Below are 14,512 nucleotides of genomic sequence, written 5' to 3'. Positions count from 1 at the left end.
TTATTAAGGGATTCCAAATTGTGCCGTTGTTTCCTGTTTATCTTCCGCGAATTTTTCATGTGTAGCTTGAAACAGCTTCGTGAACATGTCCCCGGTTTCTGCTTCTAAGACAGCAATGCCTTTGCCTGTTACCCCGCCTTTCACACATACTTTTTCCTCTAGCTGTGCCAGTGTATATTCCCTTTGTTTAAATAATTCACCGAGCCCGGCAAGCATGGACTCTGCTAGTTTTTCCGCTGTTTGTGCGTCCATTCCTGTTGTTTCTGCCCCTTCAATGAACTTTCTCGTTAAAAAGCTGATAAATGCTGGACCACAGCTGACAAGGTCCGATGCCGCACGGGTGATAGACTCATCAATTTCTACTGCTTCCTCACATAATTGATCCATTCGCTTTTTCATTTCTGCTTTCCAATCACTTCTGCATTTTTTGCCGTACGTATAAAGTACAGTGCCTGACAACACCTTATTTGTAATGCTGGGAATCATCCGCATGCATGAGCATGGCAAAATTGATTCCAGCTGGGCGGTGCTGACGGGGCTTGTAATCGATACGACACATTGCTCAGGACGAAATAAAGGCCGAACACTTTCGAGAAGCGGGTAAATATCGTGAGGTTTGACGCAAATAAATAAAATATCACACGTCTTCACAAGCTCAGAAACTTCGCTGCAAACGGTCATTCCTAGATGCCTTTTTTGGATGCGCTGCGCTTTTTCGATCGTTCTATTCATAATGAAGAGGTCTGCAGCAGCAGCAGCTTTGGATGCAACTAATGCGTCAATTAAGATTTCCCCCATATTGCCTGTTCCGATTACTCCTATTTTCATTTAGAAATCCCCCTTATCCCCGATCTATTTAATTAACCGCCAACAGGGAAAGAAAGCCTCGCTGATGGAAGTTTCATTTTATAAATCCGCTTTTACAATGTATGAAAAAAAATTTAGTTTATGAAAAAGAGGTGTAAAAGGTTGGATATAAAAGCTTTCATAGAAAAATATAAAATATATTTTCTTATAGGTACAGCGCTTGCGGCAATTGGCCTTTATCAGCTGACTGAGGAAGAAGAACCGCTTTCAAAAGAGCCCTTTGTGATGGAAGAGTCAATCCCAGCAGAAAAAAAACCTGCCTCTCCCTTACAGGAAAAGCCGCAGGAGCCCGCTGGTTTGATGGTCGATATAAAAGGAGCTGTTGCAGTTCCAGGGATTTATTCTTTGAAAAACGGCGATCGGATCAACGATGCAGTAGCAAAAGCGGGCGGCTTTCAAAAAGATGCCGATCGGACGGTGATCAATCTAGCGCAAAAGCTCCAAGATGAAATGGTTATTTACGTACCGCTCATCGGAGAAGAGCCCCCTGACAACATATCTGCTGGAATGCCGGGAGAAAGTGTCGGAGGAAGCCTAGGGGAAGGCGGCGGGAGCAGTGGGGGGATTAATATAAATACAGCCGCTGCCAGGGAACTTCAGGAGCTGCCGGGCATAGGGGAGGCAAAAGCACAGGCGATTATTGATTATCGGGAAACGACAGGACCATTTTCAAAACCAGAAGATTTAAAAAACGTTTCGGGTATCGGGGAAAAGACGTTTGAAAAGCTAGAACCGCTCATTGTTGTTCATTAATTAGGATTGACGGACCTCTTTTGTTGCCGCTACACTAAAGAAAATGAAAAACATTGAGGAAAGAGTGAAAATGGATGACTAGAAAGAGTTGGGATGAGTATTTTTTAGATATTGCGGATGTGGTTTCTACCCGTTCGACATGCACTCGTCTGCATGTCGGCTGTGTAATCGTGAAAGATAAACATATTGTGGCCACTGGTTATAATGGCTCTATTCATGGGCATGAACATTGCGAAGAAGAAGGGTGTTTGTTATCAGATGAGAAGCGCTGTATTAGATGCTTACATGCAGAATTAAATGCGGTGCTTCATGCAGAAAGAGATAAGCTGAAGGGAGCAGCGGCTTACGTTACGCATGAGCCATGTGAAAACTGTGCCAAAACACTAGCACAAGCCGGAATCCAAAAAATTGTCTATAGGCATGCCTACCCGAATAAATGGAATCAACACTTTCTGAAAGGAATTGAAGTCGTTCATTTAACTTAATCTGATTTCTAAAGGAGGAGTTATGCGCGGGAAATTTATTTATATGGCAGCTGGCATGCTGACAGGTGTATTGTGGGCGCTTCCTTCTTTAGGAAATGTCCGCTTGCTGCTGACTGCCGCTGCTTTTTGGCTCATCATCAGACTAGATATGAAAGGAAAAGCAGCTTTTTTAAGTTATTTAATTCTTGGTTTAGTGTCCGGCGAGTTTCATGAAGAACGAAATGTGACGGCGTTCACAGGGGAAGAAGAGAAGTGGTTCGTTTCTTTTTCAGAAGAAATCATTATAGATGGCGACCGGCTAAAAGCTACTGTTATAGCGGCCAATCATGAAAAGCTGCGTCTTCTTTACCGATTATCTTCACCAGAAGAGGCAGAACAGCTTCGGAACGTATTGGTTCCTGGTATAGCCTGCCACGTCTCGGGAGTGCTTGAGAAACCAGAAGGAGCCCGCAATCGTCATGGATTTGATTATCAAACGTTTCTTGAACATAAACATATTTTTTGGCAGCTGAAAGCTGATCGGATGTCTGTGTCTTCTTGCATACAGAAAGGGAATTTAGTGAAAGGTGATATTCTTCTTTGGAGAGCGAAAGGGATGGACCATTTGAAAGCGGTGTTTCCTGAAAGTTTGCAGCCAGTCGCTGCTGCTTTGCTCTTTGGAGATCGTTCCTTAACAGAAGAAGAAACGATCAGGGCGTATCAACGCCTTGGGGTCATTCATTTATTAGCTATATCAGGTCTTCACGTAGGTTTAGTCACATTTCTCATGTACTACACGATGATACGAGCCGGAATGAGTAAGGAAGCAGCACACGTCCTTTTGCTGTTATTCCTCCCTGTTTACGCACTTATAGCAGGCGGTTCACCTCCTGTCGTCAGAGCTGTGCTGATGACGTTCCTCCTATTATTATCCATTCGTTTACGACACCAATTCACCTCTCTCGATGCATTAGGTATAAGCTTTATGCTGGTTGTTTTTCTGGATCCATACTTTATTTACCAATCGGGATTTCAGCTTTCTTATCTCGTTAGTTTTTCACTCCTTCTATCCTCTAAAGTTATTCTATCCGCTCCATCTTCTTTTTTAGGAAAGATGTTGGCTGTGACATCTGTTTCTCAAATCGCTGGTTTACCGGTGCTGATGTATCATTTCTTTGAAGTCTCCCTTTATTCCTTTGTTGCAAATTTATTCTTTGTGCCTTTTTATTCGTTCCTCGTTTTGCCTTTGCTTCTTATTGTCTTTCTTTTTAGTTTTGCCGTGGAATCTGCCGTCATCTTTTTAGAGCCGCTTCGTTTTTTTCTTGAAAAAGTAGATCGGGCGGCAGTGGAAGTAAGTGAGTGGCCGGCTGCTGTCATTGTGACCGGACGTCCGGACGCTTTTTCCTTGACCATTATTTGTCTTTTAAGTGTTCTCTCTTTTTTGCAGTGGGAAAAAGTGAACGATTTGAGGAGAATGGGTGTTTTGCTGCTGTTAATCATCGGCCTACCTGTCATTGTTCATACGTATTCAGCAGCGGGAGAGGTGTCATTTATTGATGTGGGACAAGGAGACGCTATTTTTATTACACTTCCGTTTAATAAAGGAAATTATTTGATTGATACGGGTGGACTGCTCCCTTTTCAAAAAGAGGAATGGCAACAGCAGACAAAAGACTTCTCCATTGGAGAGAATGTGCTGCTTCCTTATTTAAAAGGAAGGGGAGTGACGCGTATTGATAAACTGTTTTTAACGCATAGTGATTATGATCATATCGGTGCAGCCCAAGAGCTGTTTGGGCATATTGTGATAAAGGAAATCGTGATCAGCCCAGGGGCCGAAGTGAAGCCGGTTATGAAAAAAACCATTCAACAGGCTGCTGTGTATAACATTCCCGTTCGTTACGGAAAATATATGGAAAGCTGGCAGGAGGGTAACGCTTACTTTCAGATATTGTCGCCGATTGATTATCAGTATGAAGGGAACAATGATTCGCTCGTCATCTATGCGGTGTTAGGCGGGAAGAAGTGGCTGTTCACAGGGGATTTGGAAGCGGAAGGAGAGAAGCAGCTTATAGAAAACTTTTCTATCGATGTCGATATTTTGAAGGTAGGACATCACGGAAGCCATTCCTCTACGACGGAAAGGTTAATCGCTGAAACAACTCCGGAAGCAGCTGTCATTTCTCTTGGAAAGAACAATCGCTATGGACACCCCCATAAAGAGGTAATTGAACGGCTTCAAAGCTGGGAAGTGAATGTTTGGAGAACAGATATTCACGGAGAAATAACGTACACATATAAAGGGGAAACAGGCACGTTTTCAACGGTTCGCCCGTAAGATATAGCAAGGAACCCCTTTTATAGAGAAAAGAAAAGAAGCCCGCCAATTGATGGGCTTCTGCGCAGTTATCCGATGAACTTGATCGCCTGTGCAATGATGAAGATAACAGCAAAAAATGCGAAAGAAACACCGAAAGCGACACCGGAGTCTATTGCATCATTCCGTTTTGATTGGACATTTTTTTCGAATTCGTTCACAACTACCCCTCCTATTTCACTTATAGTATAGACGAACCTTTATAAAAAATCCAGACTGTCCTCGCTAATTCCTGTATTGACAAGAGTTAACTGCGATAAGATTCACATTTTCGGTAAACATATAATTAACGTGATCAACCGCTTGCAAAGTTGTTTCCCGGGGCAGCGTTGCCGGCGTTTATATAGATCATCGGGGAAACTTTTCCGGAAGTTTCCCCTTGTCAAATGGGAGATGCTTTTTTAACATGAGAGTATCATACATGAAAATGGAGAGAAAAGCCATTGATGCCCATTTGGAGAAATATAGAGAAAAAACAATTTTCACCTATTTATTTGTTATACGGAACGGAAGCGTTTTTAATTAATGAAACGAAACAAAAGCTTATTCACTCTGTGCTGACAGAGGAGGAAATGGACTTTAACTATTCAGTATACGACTTAGAAGAAACACCAGTAGAAACGGCTCTTGAAGAAGCGGAAACTTTTCCTTTTATGGGAGAGAAGAAGCTAGTCATTTTACATAATCCTGTGTTCTTAACGGCTGAACGTTCAAAGGATAAAGTGGAACACAACGTGAAAAAGCTAGAGGAGTATGTGGCTGATCCAGCTCCCTACACGATCCTAGTTTTGACAGCTCCTTATGAGAAATTGGACGAGCGCAAAAAAATTACAAAACTGTTAAAGAAAAATGCGGAGGTCATGGAAGCGAATAAACTGCATGACAAAGAATTGAAAACGTGGCTTCGGGCTCGTGCCGCTGCGAACGAAGTACAAATAGATGAAGAGGCTTTAGAGCATTTTTTGATCATTGCTGGCACCAATTTAATGATGCTTGCCTCGGAGATGGATAAATTATCGATTTATGCCCGCGATGAGCAGCGGATTACGAGGGAAATCGTCGATCAACTAACAGCCCGTTCTTTAGAACAGGATATTTTTGCGCTTGTAGATAAAGTTGTAACAGGGAAAATTGAAGGAGCTTTCCGGATTTATTATGATTTGCTGAAATTAAATGAAGAACCGATTAAAATTTTAGCTGTGATTGCCAATCAGTTCCGGCTGATTTATCAAACAAAGGAATTATCGAGAAAAGGATACGGACAGCAGCAGATTGCCGGCTTTTTGAAGGTGCATCCGTTTAGAGTAAAGCTTGCGATTGGTCAGTCTAAAAACTTTTCTGATGAGCAGCTTGCCGCAATTATGGGGATGCTGGCCGATAGTGATTTGCAAATGAAAACAAGCGGGATGGCCAAGCCGCTGATTGTAGAAATGTTTTTGTTTAAACTGCAAAGCTTAATCAAATGAAAAAAACGACTTAGCCTAGGGGGCTAAGTAGACTTTGTCTACAAACAAAACAAAGAAAGCTGACTCAATACAATATTGAGTCAGCTTCCTTTATTAAGCCTAACGACTAGTTATTAGGCGTTTAGCTTTTTCATTAAACGAGATTTTGTACGGCTTGCAGTGTTTTTATGAATCAAACCTTTAGCAGCCGCTTTATCAAGACCTCTTACTGCTTGAGTGAAAAGTACTTTTACGTTTTCATCGTTGTTAGCCACTGCTGTTTCGAATTTCTTTACAGCCGTACGCATTGCAGATTTTTGTTGGTTGTTGCGCTCTGTGCGGTCTTGAATCGTTTTTGTGCGTTTGATAGCAGATTTAATATTTGGCATTCCAGTCACCTCCTCAAACGATCGAGATTCTATTTTTTACTCGACTTCCACTTTTCCTTAATAATTAAGAACAAAAGTTATTCTATCAAACAGAAAGTGAGATTGCAATAGTTACATTTGCAATTTGTGTCAAGGAATGAACTTTTACACAGTCGGGCAAACTAGAAGTTAAAGTTTACGTAAAGGGTGAGAAAAAATGAAAGAATCATCTATTGATTTAAGTCAATATGCTGTAAGAACCGACCTTGCAGTGGAAGCGAAAGCGCTTGTTGAAGAACGACAAGAAAAAAAGCAGAAACTTACTGGTATTTTGACAGAGGAGCGAACAGTCAATGGGATTTCTATTACGAATGTTACCATTGATGTGGAGGGGGAAAAGGCGACTGGAAAAAAAGCGGGGCATTACTTAACCATCGAGTCTCAAGGCATCCGCAGTCATGATACGAGTCATCAGCATGAAGTGGCAAAAGTGCTGGCGAGTGAGCTTGCTGCTTTTTTGAAGAAGAAAGGCATTCATGAAAATGCGAGCTGTCTCGTTGTCGGTCTTGGTAATGAAGATGTGACACCGGACGCGCTGGGACCGCTCGTGTGCGGAGAAATTATGGTGACGAGGCACTTATTTGAATTGCAGCCAGATCAAGTGGAAGAAGGGTACCGGCCGGTTAGTTCCCTCGTTCCGGGAGTCATGGGGATGACGGGGATTGAAACGAGCGATATTGTGTTTGGAGTGGTGGGAAAAACAAAACCGGATTTTATTATCGTGATCGACGCGCTTGCTTCGAGGTCTATTGAGAGGGTGAACGCTACGGTCCAAATTGCCGACACAGGCATTCAGCCGGGAGCGGGAGTAGGGAATAAGCGAAAAGAAATCAGCGAAAAAACGCTTGGTGTTCCTGTCATTGCCATCGGTGTTCCAACTGTTGTAGATGCGGTTTCGATTACGAGTGATACGATTGATTTTATATTAAAGCATCTAGGGAAAGAAATTCAGGAAGGGGATCGTCCTTCAGGAGCCCTTGCCCCCGCCGGTTTTTCTTTCGGCAGAAACAAACTGTCAGAAAATCATTTGCCAGATGAACAAAATCGCCGTTCTTTTCTTGGAATGATCGGTATATTACCCGAAGATGAAAAGAGACAGCTCATTCGAGAAGTGCTGTCACCGCTTGGGCATAACTTAATGGTGACACCAAAAGAGGTAGATTTATTTATTAAAGATACGGCTAATTTAGTAGCCAATAGCTTGAATGCTGCCCTGCATTCAGCCGTTGATCAGGAGAATACCGGCTTCTTTACGAAGTAAGGAGTTTCCACTTTTCTGTGTCCGGCTCCGCCTCCTTGTGGCTCGAGGTCATATGCCAATCTGACTGCATGGCTGAAAAACGCCATTTCGTCAGCCTGTCATATGCTTGTCGCCCCAGAACAGTCGGCTCCGCTTTTCTAATGTCCAGCTGCAGCGCCTTGCTCCTCGGGTCAAATAACCTTTTCCCAATGAAGTCAAAGAGCGACTTCCTCGGTAAAAGAACATTTGCCTGTCGGAGCAAAACAGGCACTTCCGCTTTTCTAATAAAGTTGTTCTGCTTTTTCTCATAAGGTCATACGATAGTACAAGACTTTTGCAGAAAGGGTGGAGCAATGAAGGAGAATCAGCCGTACGACCTCTTTTCAATTAACTTGTCAACAATCTTAAAAGGAATCATGATTTTTACGATCTCTCTCCTTTCTCTTTTTTCCATTGCCGGCTTGTTAACGTCGCTGACGTACAATTACAGAATATCTTCTCATTCTGTCAATGAAGCAGCGGAACACGTATCAGGCGGCGCGCTTTATTATTTATATACTATGGAAAATAAACTGTTTGCTGCGCACGCGCCTGAGAATGCACGGCCGCCATTGTTGAGTGAATTGGCGTTTCGTTATGCCACAAATGTCCGTTTTCAGGATCCGCGCAGCTTTTTAGGAAGGGAAGTTCCTGGGTTTTCCATTTATGATGGAGAAATCTTAGTGGCAGGAGAAGGAACTGATTATACGAATATGCCGATTGAATCGGAGCCTCCTGCTGAAGCGCTGGATAAAGGAAATGATGCAATCGTGAATCCTGCGAAAGAGTTTCCGAAAGAAAAGGATGACACACCTCCTTCCTTAACAACGAACGGAAAGAAGCGGGTATATATGTATTTTACTCATACGAGAGAGTCGTATTTGCCGCATTTACAAGGTGTGAGTTCAGTGGATGCTGCGCATCATTCAACGCTAAACGTGACAAAGGTTGGCGAAATGGTACAAGACCATCTTGAATCAAAAGGAATCGGAGCCGAAATCGACAAAACTGATATTGTTGCTAGGCTGAATGAATCGGGGAGAAGCTATGGTCAATCTTACCAAGAATCACGTGCCGTTGTCGCTTCTGCCCAGACAAACAATCGGGATTTGCAATATTTTATTGATATTCACCGCGATTCGCAGCGTAAAAAAGTGACGACAGCCGTGATTAATGGAGAGAGTTATGCAAAGCTGGCGTTTGTTGTGGGTGGAGAGCATGCTAATTATGAAAAGAACGTGAAATTAGCAACTGAGCTTCATAATTTGTTGGAAAAAAAATATAAGGGATTATCCAGAGGGGTTATTTTAAAGCAAGGTAAAAATACAAACGGTAAGTTTAATCAAGATTTGTCCGAAAAAGCCATGCTCATTGAATTTGGCGGGGTGGATAATACATTTGAGGAGTTAAACCGGACGGCCAACGCATTTGCCGATGTGTTTGCGGACTATTACTGGCAGGCTGAAGCAGTTCAGGCAAATTAACTAGAGATTGAGAAAGGATCGTAAAATGAAAACGTTTCTATTGAAAATTTGCCTCGTTGTTTCTATTTTTTTTATGGGTGTGTTAATCGGCTCTTTCCATAACAGAAGCTGGCAGGAGCCGTCTCCTTATGAGAAGGCTGCCTTAATCAAAAAAGAAAAAGCACCGGCTTTTTCTTTTTTTCAAAAAGATGAAGCCGAGATGGATTTGCGCATGAGAAAGAAAAAAATAGAAGATGGGGAGTCTGTGAACGTCTTTTCAAAAGTTGGACAATCCTTAGCTGAAGCGGTAAGTGTTGCCGCTGCTTCATTATTTAATGGCTGAAGCCCGCTTGCCCGTTTTTCACGGCAGCGGTTTTTTTGTTTGATGGTCAGTACAGGCGTCTCCGCTTTTGTTAATTGTCAATTGCTTTTCTGGCTGATATAATCAATCCTAGTATACATGTGCCGACTAACAGGAGTGAAGAAAATCATGAATAACGAAGAGAAACGAAGAAGACAAGAGCATATTAGGAACTTTTCCATTATTGCTCATATCGATCATGGGAAGTCGACGCTGGCTGACCGTATTTTAGAGTACACCAATGCTCTGTCTGCCCGGGAAATGAAAAGTCAGCTGCTTGACTCGATGGATCTTGAACGCGAGCGCGGCATCACAATTAAATTAAATGCTGTTCAGTTAAATTATAAAGCGAAAAATGGGGAAGAATATACTTTTCATTTAATTGATACGCCAGGACACGTCGATTTTACATACGAAGTGTCCCGAAGCCTTGCTGCTTGTGAAGGAGCCATTCTGGTTGTAGATGCAGCACAGGGGATCGAAGCGCAGACGCTTGCAAATGTTTACCTTGCTTTAGATAATAATTTGGAGATTGTGCCGGTCATCAACAAAATTGATTTGCCAGCTGCTGATCCTGAGCGTGTACGTCAGGAAGTAGAGGATGTTATCGGGCTTGATGCATCAGAAGCGGTACTTGCCTCTGCGAAAGCAGGAATCGGTATTGGAGAGATTTTAGAACAAATTGTTGAAAAGGTTCCGGCACCAGCGGGGGATCCAGAAGCTCCGTTTAAAGCACTTATTTTTGACTCCCTGTATGATGCCTATCGCGGAGTGGTTGCGTACATTCGTGTAGTCGATGGTTCGGTAAAGCCTGGGGACAAAATCAAAATGATGGCAACTGGAAAAGAATTTGAAGTGACAGAGGTCGGGGTATTTACACCAAAAACAACGGCCCGGGATGAATTGACAATCGGTGATGTCGGCTTTTTAACGGCTGCCATCAAGAATGTCGGCGACACGAGGGTTGGGGATACTATTACTTCAGCGAAGAATCCAGCAGCTGAAGCTTTGCCTGGTTATAGAAAACTGAATCCGATGGTTTATTGCGGTCTTTACCCGATTGACTCATCTAAGTTTAACGACTTGCGTGAAGCGTTAGAAAAGCTGGAACTCAACGATTCTGCCCTTCAGTTTGAACCGGAAACGTCACAGGCACTCGGATTCGGTTTCCGCTGTGGGTTCTTGGGACTTCTGCATATGGAGATTATCCAAGAACGGATCGAACGCGAATTTAAAATTGATTTAATTACGACAGCACCGAGTGTTATTTATAAAGTGCGAATGACAAATGGTGAGGAAATGAATGTGGACAACCCTTCTAATATGCCGGATCCTCAAAAGATCGACGCTGTTGAAGAACCATACGTAAAAGCTTCCATTATGGTGCCGAATGATTACGTAGGGGCTGTCATGGAACTTTCCCAAAATAAACGCGGCATTTTCATTGATATGCAGTATATGGATGAAAACCGGGTCAATGTCATTTACGAAATTCCACTTTCAGAAATTGTATATGATTTCTTTGATCAGCTGAAATCCAACACGAAGGGCTATGCTTCTTTTGACTATGAATTGATCGGTTATAAGCCGTCCAAGCTTGTGAAAATGGATATTTTATTAAATAGTGAAAAAGTCGATGCTTTGAGCTTTATTGTCCATCGCGATTTTGCTTATGAGCGCGGCAAAACGATTGTTGAAAAATTAAAAGGGCTCATTCCTAGACAACAGTTCGAAGTGCCCGTCCAAGCAGCGATCGGCCAGAAAATTGTTGCTCGATCAACAATTAAGTCGATGGGGAAAAACGTCCTTGCTAAATGTTATGGCGGAGACATTTCTCGGAAACGTAAACTTTTAGAAAAGCAAAAAGAAGGAAAAAAACGGATGAAGCAAGTAGGATCTGTTGAAGTACCTCAAGAAGCATTTATGGCTGTTTTGAAGATGGACGATGACAACAGCAACAAATAAGGAATAAAGAAGGGGAAAGCGCAGCCGCTTCCCCTTTTTCACGTGATTGAATAAATAAAAAAGGGAGGTTCACATGATACGTTCTGCTTACATTCATATCCCTTTCTGCCGGCAGATCTGCCATTACTGCGATTTTAATAAAGTGTTTTTAAAAAATCAGCCGGTGGAGGATTATCTTAGTACCTTGGCCGCTGAGATGGCTATGACGATTCAGCAGTTTCCAACAGACCAGCTCGATACGATTTTCGTCGGCGGGGGCACTCCGACAGCGCTTGATGCTAGGCAGCTTGACACATTGTGCCGAGCCATTCGCCGTCATCTGCCCTTTTCTAAAGGAGAATTTACGTTTGAGGCAAATCCTGGAGATTTAACGACAGAAAAATTAACGGTGCTGAAAGAGTATGGTGTAAACCGCTTAAGTCTTGGAGTGCAGTCATTCAACGATGATCTGCTTCGGGCGATTGGACGCACACATACGAGCCGCGACGTATTTGAAACGGTAGAAAGAGCGAAACAGTTAGGCTTTGATAATACGAGCATTGACTTAATTTACGCACTCCCGAATCAAACACTTGCTGATTTCAGAGAGACGTTGAAACAAGCATTAAGTCTTGAACTTCCGCACTATTCTGGGTACTCACTAATCATTGAACCGAAAACGGTGTTCTATAATTTGATGAGAAAAGACGCCCTGCCGCTTCCAAAAGTGGAAACAGAAGCGGCAATGTATGAAACACTTGTAGAAGAAATGGAAGGCTCGGGATTACGCCAGTATGAAATCAGCAACTTTGCTCGCCCTGGGTTTGAAAGTCTTCATAATCTCGTATACTGGAATAATGAATCTTATTATGGATTTGGTGCTGGTGCTCATGCTTACATCAATGGGGTAAGGCGTTCTAATCACGGTCCATTGAAAAAATACATGACTCCCGTGCAGAAGGGAATATTGCCTATACTAGATGAAAATAAACTGGAAGAAAAAGAGAAAATGGAGGAAGAAATGTTTCTTGGTCTTCGTAAAACATCTGGTATATCAGCTTCTCATTTTGAAAAGAAGTTTGGCGTGTCACCGTTTGTGATCTTTAAACAGCCGATTGCAGAGATGTCTGCTAGGGGGCTGCTTACCGTGGAGAACAGCGAGTGGATTCGACTGACAGCCCAAGGGAAGCTTTTCGGAAACGAAGTATTCCAATCATTTTTATTTTCTGCAGAAAGTCATGAATAAAGAAACGAAGCAATGAATGCTCTGTCGTTGACAATGACCGTTGATTTTGATAATTTATTTATAGATTTAGCACTCATAACGAGAGAGTGCTAACAGGGGTGATCAACGATGTTAACCGCTCGTCAACTTTTTATTTTGCAAGTAATTATTGATGATTTCATTCAATCTGCGCAGCCAGTCGGCTCTCGCAGTCTCGCGGAAAAAGAAGGGATAACATTTAGCTCAGCTACGATTCGTAATGATATGGCTGAGTTAGAGAGCCTTGGTTTTATAGAAAAGCCCCATACCTCTTCAGGACGTGTACCGTCTGAAAAAGGGTATCGTTATTACGTGGATCATCTATTACATCCTAAAAAGCTGAATCATCAGGAAGTGGAGACGATCCATTCGATTTTTGGGAATCACATGTATGAACTGGAAAAAGTCGTCCAAAGATCGGCTGAAATTTTATCCGAATTGACGAATTATACGGCCATCGTCTTAGGGCCGGAGTTAAAGGATATTAAAGTAAAGAAATTGCAAATTGTGCCGTTGAGTAAAGAAACAGCGATTGCGATTATCGTAACAGATACGGGGCATGTGGAAAATCGGGCGTTTACTTTGCCTGAGCAGGTAGATGCCTCTGACATTGAAAAAATGGTCAATATATTGAACGATCGGCTCATCGGTGTGCCGCTTTCTGAACTGCATGATAAATTGTATAAAGAAATTGTTGTGCTGCTCCGCCGTCATATTCGCAATTATGATGCGATGCTGTCGATGTTCGATAAAGTAGTCGATCTGCCCGCGAATGAAAAGTTGTTCTTCGGGGGCAAGACGAATATTCTCAATCAGCCTGAATTTCATGATGTGGAAAAGATTAGGCTTGTCATGAATATGATTGATCAAGAAGCAGGAATGTACCGTCTAATCAGCGATGTACCTACGGGCATTCAAGTGAAAATTGGAAAAGAAAATCAAAATGCGGCCATGGAACACTGCAGCCTGATTACCGCTTCTTATTCCATTGGTGATGAACAAGTTGGAGCGATAGCTATTCTTGGGCCGACGCGAATGGAGTATTCCCGTGTGATCAGTCTTGTCGACTTTTTAAGTCATGATATGACTAAAACATTAACGAACTTGTATCGTAGTTAAAAGTGGATAGAGGACACTTAAAAGGATTTGACTTCACCTTTTGTATACTGTATATAATGTATGGTTGCGGGGTCTGACACTTTAGCTTGGAGTCAGCCTCTTCTCTTTGTGCGAAAAGGCGGGTCGTTCGTCCAATGTCCTTTAAAGGAGGTGAAATGAATGTCCGAAGAAAAACAATTGAACAAAGAAGAAACAAAAGAAATGGAAGAACAGCAAATAATAGAAGAAGCTGCTTCCCAAGTGGAGGACATGCCGGTTGAAGAACAACCTGCAGCAGATGCTTCTCTTGAAAAAATAAATGAACTGCAGCAGCAGCTTGAAGAAGCTGAAAATCGTAGTTTGCGTCTGCGCGCAGATTTTGATAACTTTCGCCGCCGCGTGCAATTAGATCGCGAAGCAAGCGAGAAGTATCGCGCTCAGAACTTAATTTCTGATCTTCTTCCAGTGCTGGACAACTTTGAACGCGCTTTGCAGGTAGAAGCGACAAACGAACAGACAGAATCTGTTCTGCAAGGAATGGAAATGGTGTACAAAGGTCTTATTTCAGCGTTGGAAAAAGAAGGAATAGAGGTCATCGAAGCGGTTGGTAAAGAGTTTGATCCGAACGTTCACCAAGCGGTCATGACAGATAGCAATGAGGCACATAACTCAAATGAAGTGATTGAAGAGTTTCAAAAAGGGTACAAACTGAAAGACCGCGTCATTCGTCCGTCAATGGTTAAAGTCAATCAGTAAACATTTACATATT

At 42.5% G+C, this 14,512-nt stretch carries 15 protein-coding genes; 11 read left to right on the top strand and 4 right to left on the bottom strand.

The window, feature by feature from the left end; genetic code table 11:
• Window positions 1-3: 3 nt before the first annotated feature.
• Entirely contained in the window at window positions 4-828 is an 825-nt protein-coding gene (comER, locus tag QYG89_RS01825) for a late competence protein ComER (RefSeq protein WP_404313960.1), read from the bottom strand.
• Between the two features lie 141 nt (window positions 829-969).
• On the opposite strand from comER, the gene QYG89_RS01820 reads away from it, so the two are divergent.
• The 3 genes from QYG89_RS01820 (at window position 970) to QYG89_RS01810 (ending at window position 4,422) form a co-directional block, all read left to right on the top strand.
• Window positions 970-1,620 carry a helix-hairpin-helix domain-containing protein gene (locus QYG89_RS01820; RefSeq protein ID WP_404313958.1) on the top strand — a complete coding sequence of 217 codons (651 nt, stop codon included), beginning with the start codon at window positions 970-972 and terminating at the stop codon, window positions 1,618-1,620.
• A gap of 74 nt (window positions 1,621-1,694) precedes the next feature.
• Window positions 1,695-2,105 carry a deoxycytidylate deaminase gene (locus QYG89_RS01815; protein WP_404313956.1) on the top strand — a complete coding sequence of 137 codons (411 nt, stop codon included), beginning with the start codon at window positions 1,695-1,697 and terminating at the stop codon, window positions 2,103-2,105.
• A 22-nt stretch (window positions 2,106-2,127) separates the two neighbouring features.
• The gene (locus QYG89_RS01810; RefSeq protein ID WP_404313954.1) at window positions 2,128-4,422 is read left to right on the top strand and encodes a DNA internalization-related competence protein ComEC/Rec2; all 2,295 of its coding nucleotides are present in this window, start codon (window positions 2,128-2,130) and stop codon (window positions 4,420-4,422) included.
• Between the two features lie 68 nt (window positions 4,423-4,490).
• On the opposite strand, the gene QYG89_RS01805 is transcribed toward QYG89_RS01810, so the two are convergent.
• Complete coding sequence (locus QYG89_RS01805; protein WP_404313952.1) at window positions 4,491-4,622, bottom strand: YqzM family protein; 132 nt, start codon at window positions 4,620-4,622, stop codon at window positions 4,491-4,493.
• Window positions 4,623-4,907: 285 nt separating this feature from the next.
• Between QYG89_RS01805 and holA the strand changes: the two genes are divergently transcribed.
• Window positions 4,908-5,927, top strand: a complete 1,020-nt coding sequence (holA, locus tag QYG89_RS01800) for a DNA polymerase III subunit delta (protein WP_404314591.1) — start codon at window positions 4,908-4,910, stop codon at window positions 5,925-5,927.
• Between the two features lie 113 nt (window positions 5,928-6,040).
• Here the strand turns inward: holA and rpsT are convergent, their stop codons facing one another.
• The gene (gene rpsT, locus QYG89_RS01795; protein ID WP_404313950.1) at window positions 6,041-6,295 is read right to left on the bottom strand and encodes a 30S ribosomal protein S20; all 255 of its coding nucleotides are present in this window, start codon (window positions 6,293-6,295) and stop codon (window positions 6,041-6,043) included.
• A gap of 196 nt (window positions 6,296-6,491) precedes the next feature.
• Here rpsT and gpr point away from each other — a divergent pair, with 196 nt between their 5' ends.
• Window positions 6,492-7,595: a GPR endopeptidase gene (gpr, locus tag QYG89_RS01790; protein WP_404313948.1), complete on the top strand. Its 1,104-nt coding sequence runs from the start codon at window positions 6,492-6,494 to the stop codon at window positions 7,593-7,595.
• Here the strand turns inward: gpr and QYG89_RS01785 are convergent.
• Window positions 7,585-7,836: a hypothetical protein gene (locus QYG89_RS01785; RefSeq protein ID WP_404313946.1), complete on the bottom strand. Its 252-nt coding sequence runs from the start codon at window positions 7,834-7,836 to the stop codon at window positions 7,585-7,587. The genes gpr and QYG89_RS01785 overlap by 11 nt on opposite strands.
• A 91-nt stretch (window positions 7,837-7,927) precedes the next feature.
• Here QYG89_RS01785 and spoIIP point away from each other — a divergent pair, with 91 nt between their 5' ends.
• The 6 genes from spoIIP (at window position 7,928) to grpE (ending at window position 14,499) form a co-directional block, all read left to right on the top strand.
• A complete protein-coding gene (spoIIP, locus tag QYG89_RS01780) occupies window positions 7,928-9,097 on the top strand; it encodes a stage II sporulation protein P (protein WP_404313944.1) in 1,170 nt (389 codons plus the stop codon).
• A 25-nt stretch (window positions 9,098-9,122) separates the two neighbouring features.
• Complete coding sequence (locus QYG89_RS01775) at window positions 9,123-9,419, top strand: hypothetical protein (protein ID WP_404313942.1); 297 nt, start codon at window positions 9,123-9,125, stop codon at window positions 9,417-9,419.
• Between the two features lie 147 nt (window positions 9,420-9,566).
• Complete coding sequence (lepA, locus tag QYG89_RS01770) at window positions 9,567-11,402, top strand: translation elongation factor 4 (protein ID WP_404313940.1); 1,836 nt, start codon at window positions 9,567-9,569, stop codon at window positions 11,400-11,402.
• A gap of 73 nt (window positions 11,403-11,475) precedes the next feature.
• The gene (hemW, locus tag QYG89_RS01765; RefSeq protein WP_404313938.1) at window positions 11,476-12,627 is read left to right on the top strand and encodes a radical SAM family heme chaperone HemW; all 1,152 of its coding nucleotides are present in this window, start codon (window positions 11,476-11,478) and stop codon (window positions 12,625-12,627) included.
• Window positions 12,628-12,735: 108 nt separating this feature from the next.
• A complete protein-coding gene (gene hrcA / locus QYG89_RS01760; protein WP_404313936.1) occupies window positions 12,736-13,764 on the top strand; it encodes a heat-inducible transcriptional repressor HrcA in 1,029 nt (342 codons plus the stop codon).
• Window positions 13,765-13,923: 159 nt separating this feature from the next.
• Entirely contained in the window at window positions 13,924-14,499 is a 576-nt protein-coding gene (gene grpE, locus QYG89_RS01755) for a nucleotide exchange factor GrpE (protein WP_404313934.1), read from the top strand.
• Window positions 14,500-14,512 lie beyond the last annotated feature (13 nt).

It is taken from the genome of Bacillus lumedeiriae, from assembly GCF_044891285.1.
In the GTDB taxonomy this organism is placed as follows: Bacteria; Bacillota; Bacilli; order Bacillales; family Domibacillaceae; genus Pseudobacillus; species Pseudobacillus lumedeiriae.
The sequence above is the reverse complement of the archived record's forward strand: the minus strand, read 5'-3'. Positions and strand labels throughout refer to the sequence as shown.

Excerpts from the sequence above, each read along its gene's own strand:
- hrcA (WP_404313936.1), top strand. The coding sequence starts at position 12,736 with ATGTTAACCGCTCGTCAACTTTTTATTTTGCAAGTAATTATTGATGAT.
- grpE (WP_404313934.1), top strand. The coding sequence starts at position 13,924 with ATGTCCGAAGAAAAACAATTGAACAAAGAAGAAACAAAAGAAATGGAA.
- rpsT (WP_404313950.1), bottom strand. The coding sequence starts at position 6,295 with ATGCCAAATATTAAATCTGCTATCAAACGCACAAAAACGATTCAAGAC.
- comER (WP_404313960.1), bottom strand. The coding sequence starts at position 828 with ATGAAAATAGGAGTAATCGGAACAGGCAATATGGGGGAAATCTTAATT.
- holA (WP_404314591.1), top strand. The coding sequence starts at position 4,908 with ATGCCCATTTGGAGAAATATAGAGAAAAAACAATTTTCACCTATTTAT.
- gpr (WP_404313948.1), top strand. The coding sequence starts at position 6,492 with ATGAAAGAATCATCTATTGATTTAAGTCAATATGCTGTAAGAACCGAC.
- spoIIP (WP_404313944.1), top strand. The coding sequence starts at position 7,928 with ATGAAGGAGAATCAGCCGTACGACCTCTTTTCAATTAACTTGTCAACA.
- lepA (WP_404313940.1), top strand. The coding sequence starts at position 9,567 with ATGAATAACGAAGAGAAACGAAGAAGACAAGAGCATATTAGGAACTTT.
- QYG89_RS01775 (WP_404313942.1), top strand. The coding sequence starts at position 9,123 with ATGAAAACGTTTCTATTGAAAATTTGCCTCGTTGTTTCTATTTTTTTT.
- QYG89_RS01810 (WP_404313954.1), top strand. The coding sequence starts at position 2,128 with ATGCGCGGGAAATTTATTTATATGGCAGCTGGCATGCTGACAGGTGTA.
- hemW (WP_404313938.1), top strand. The coding sequence starts at position 11,476 with ATGATACGTTCTGCTTACATTCATATCCCTTTCTGCCGGCAGATCTGC.
- QYG89_RS01815 (WP_404313956.1), top strand. The coding sequence starts at position 1,695 with ATGACTAGAAAGAGTTGGGATGAGTATTTTTTAGATATTGCGGATGTG.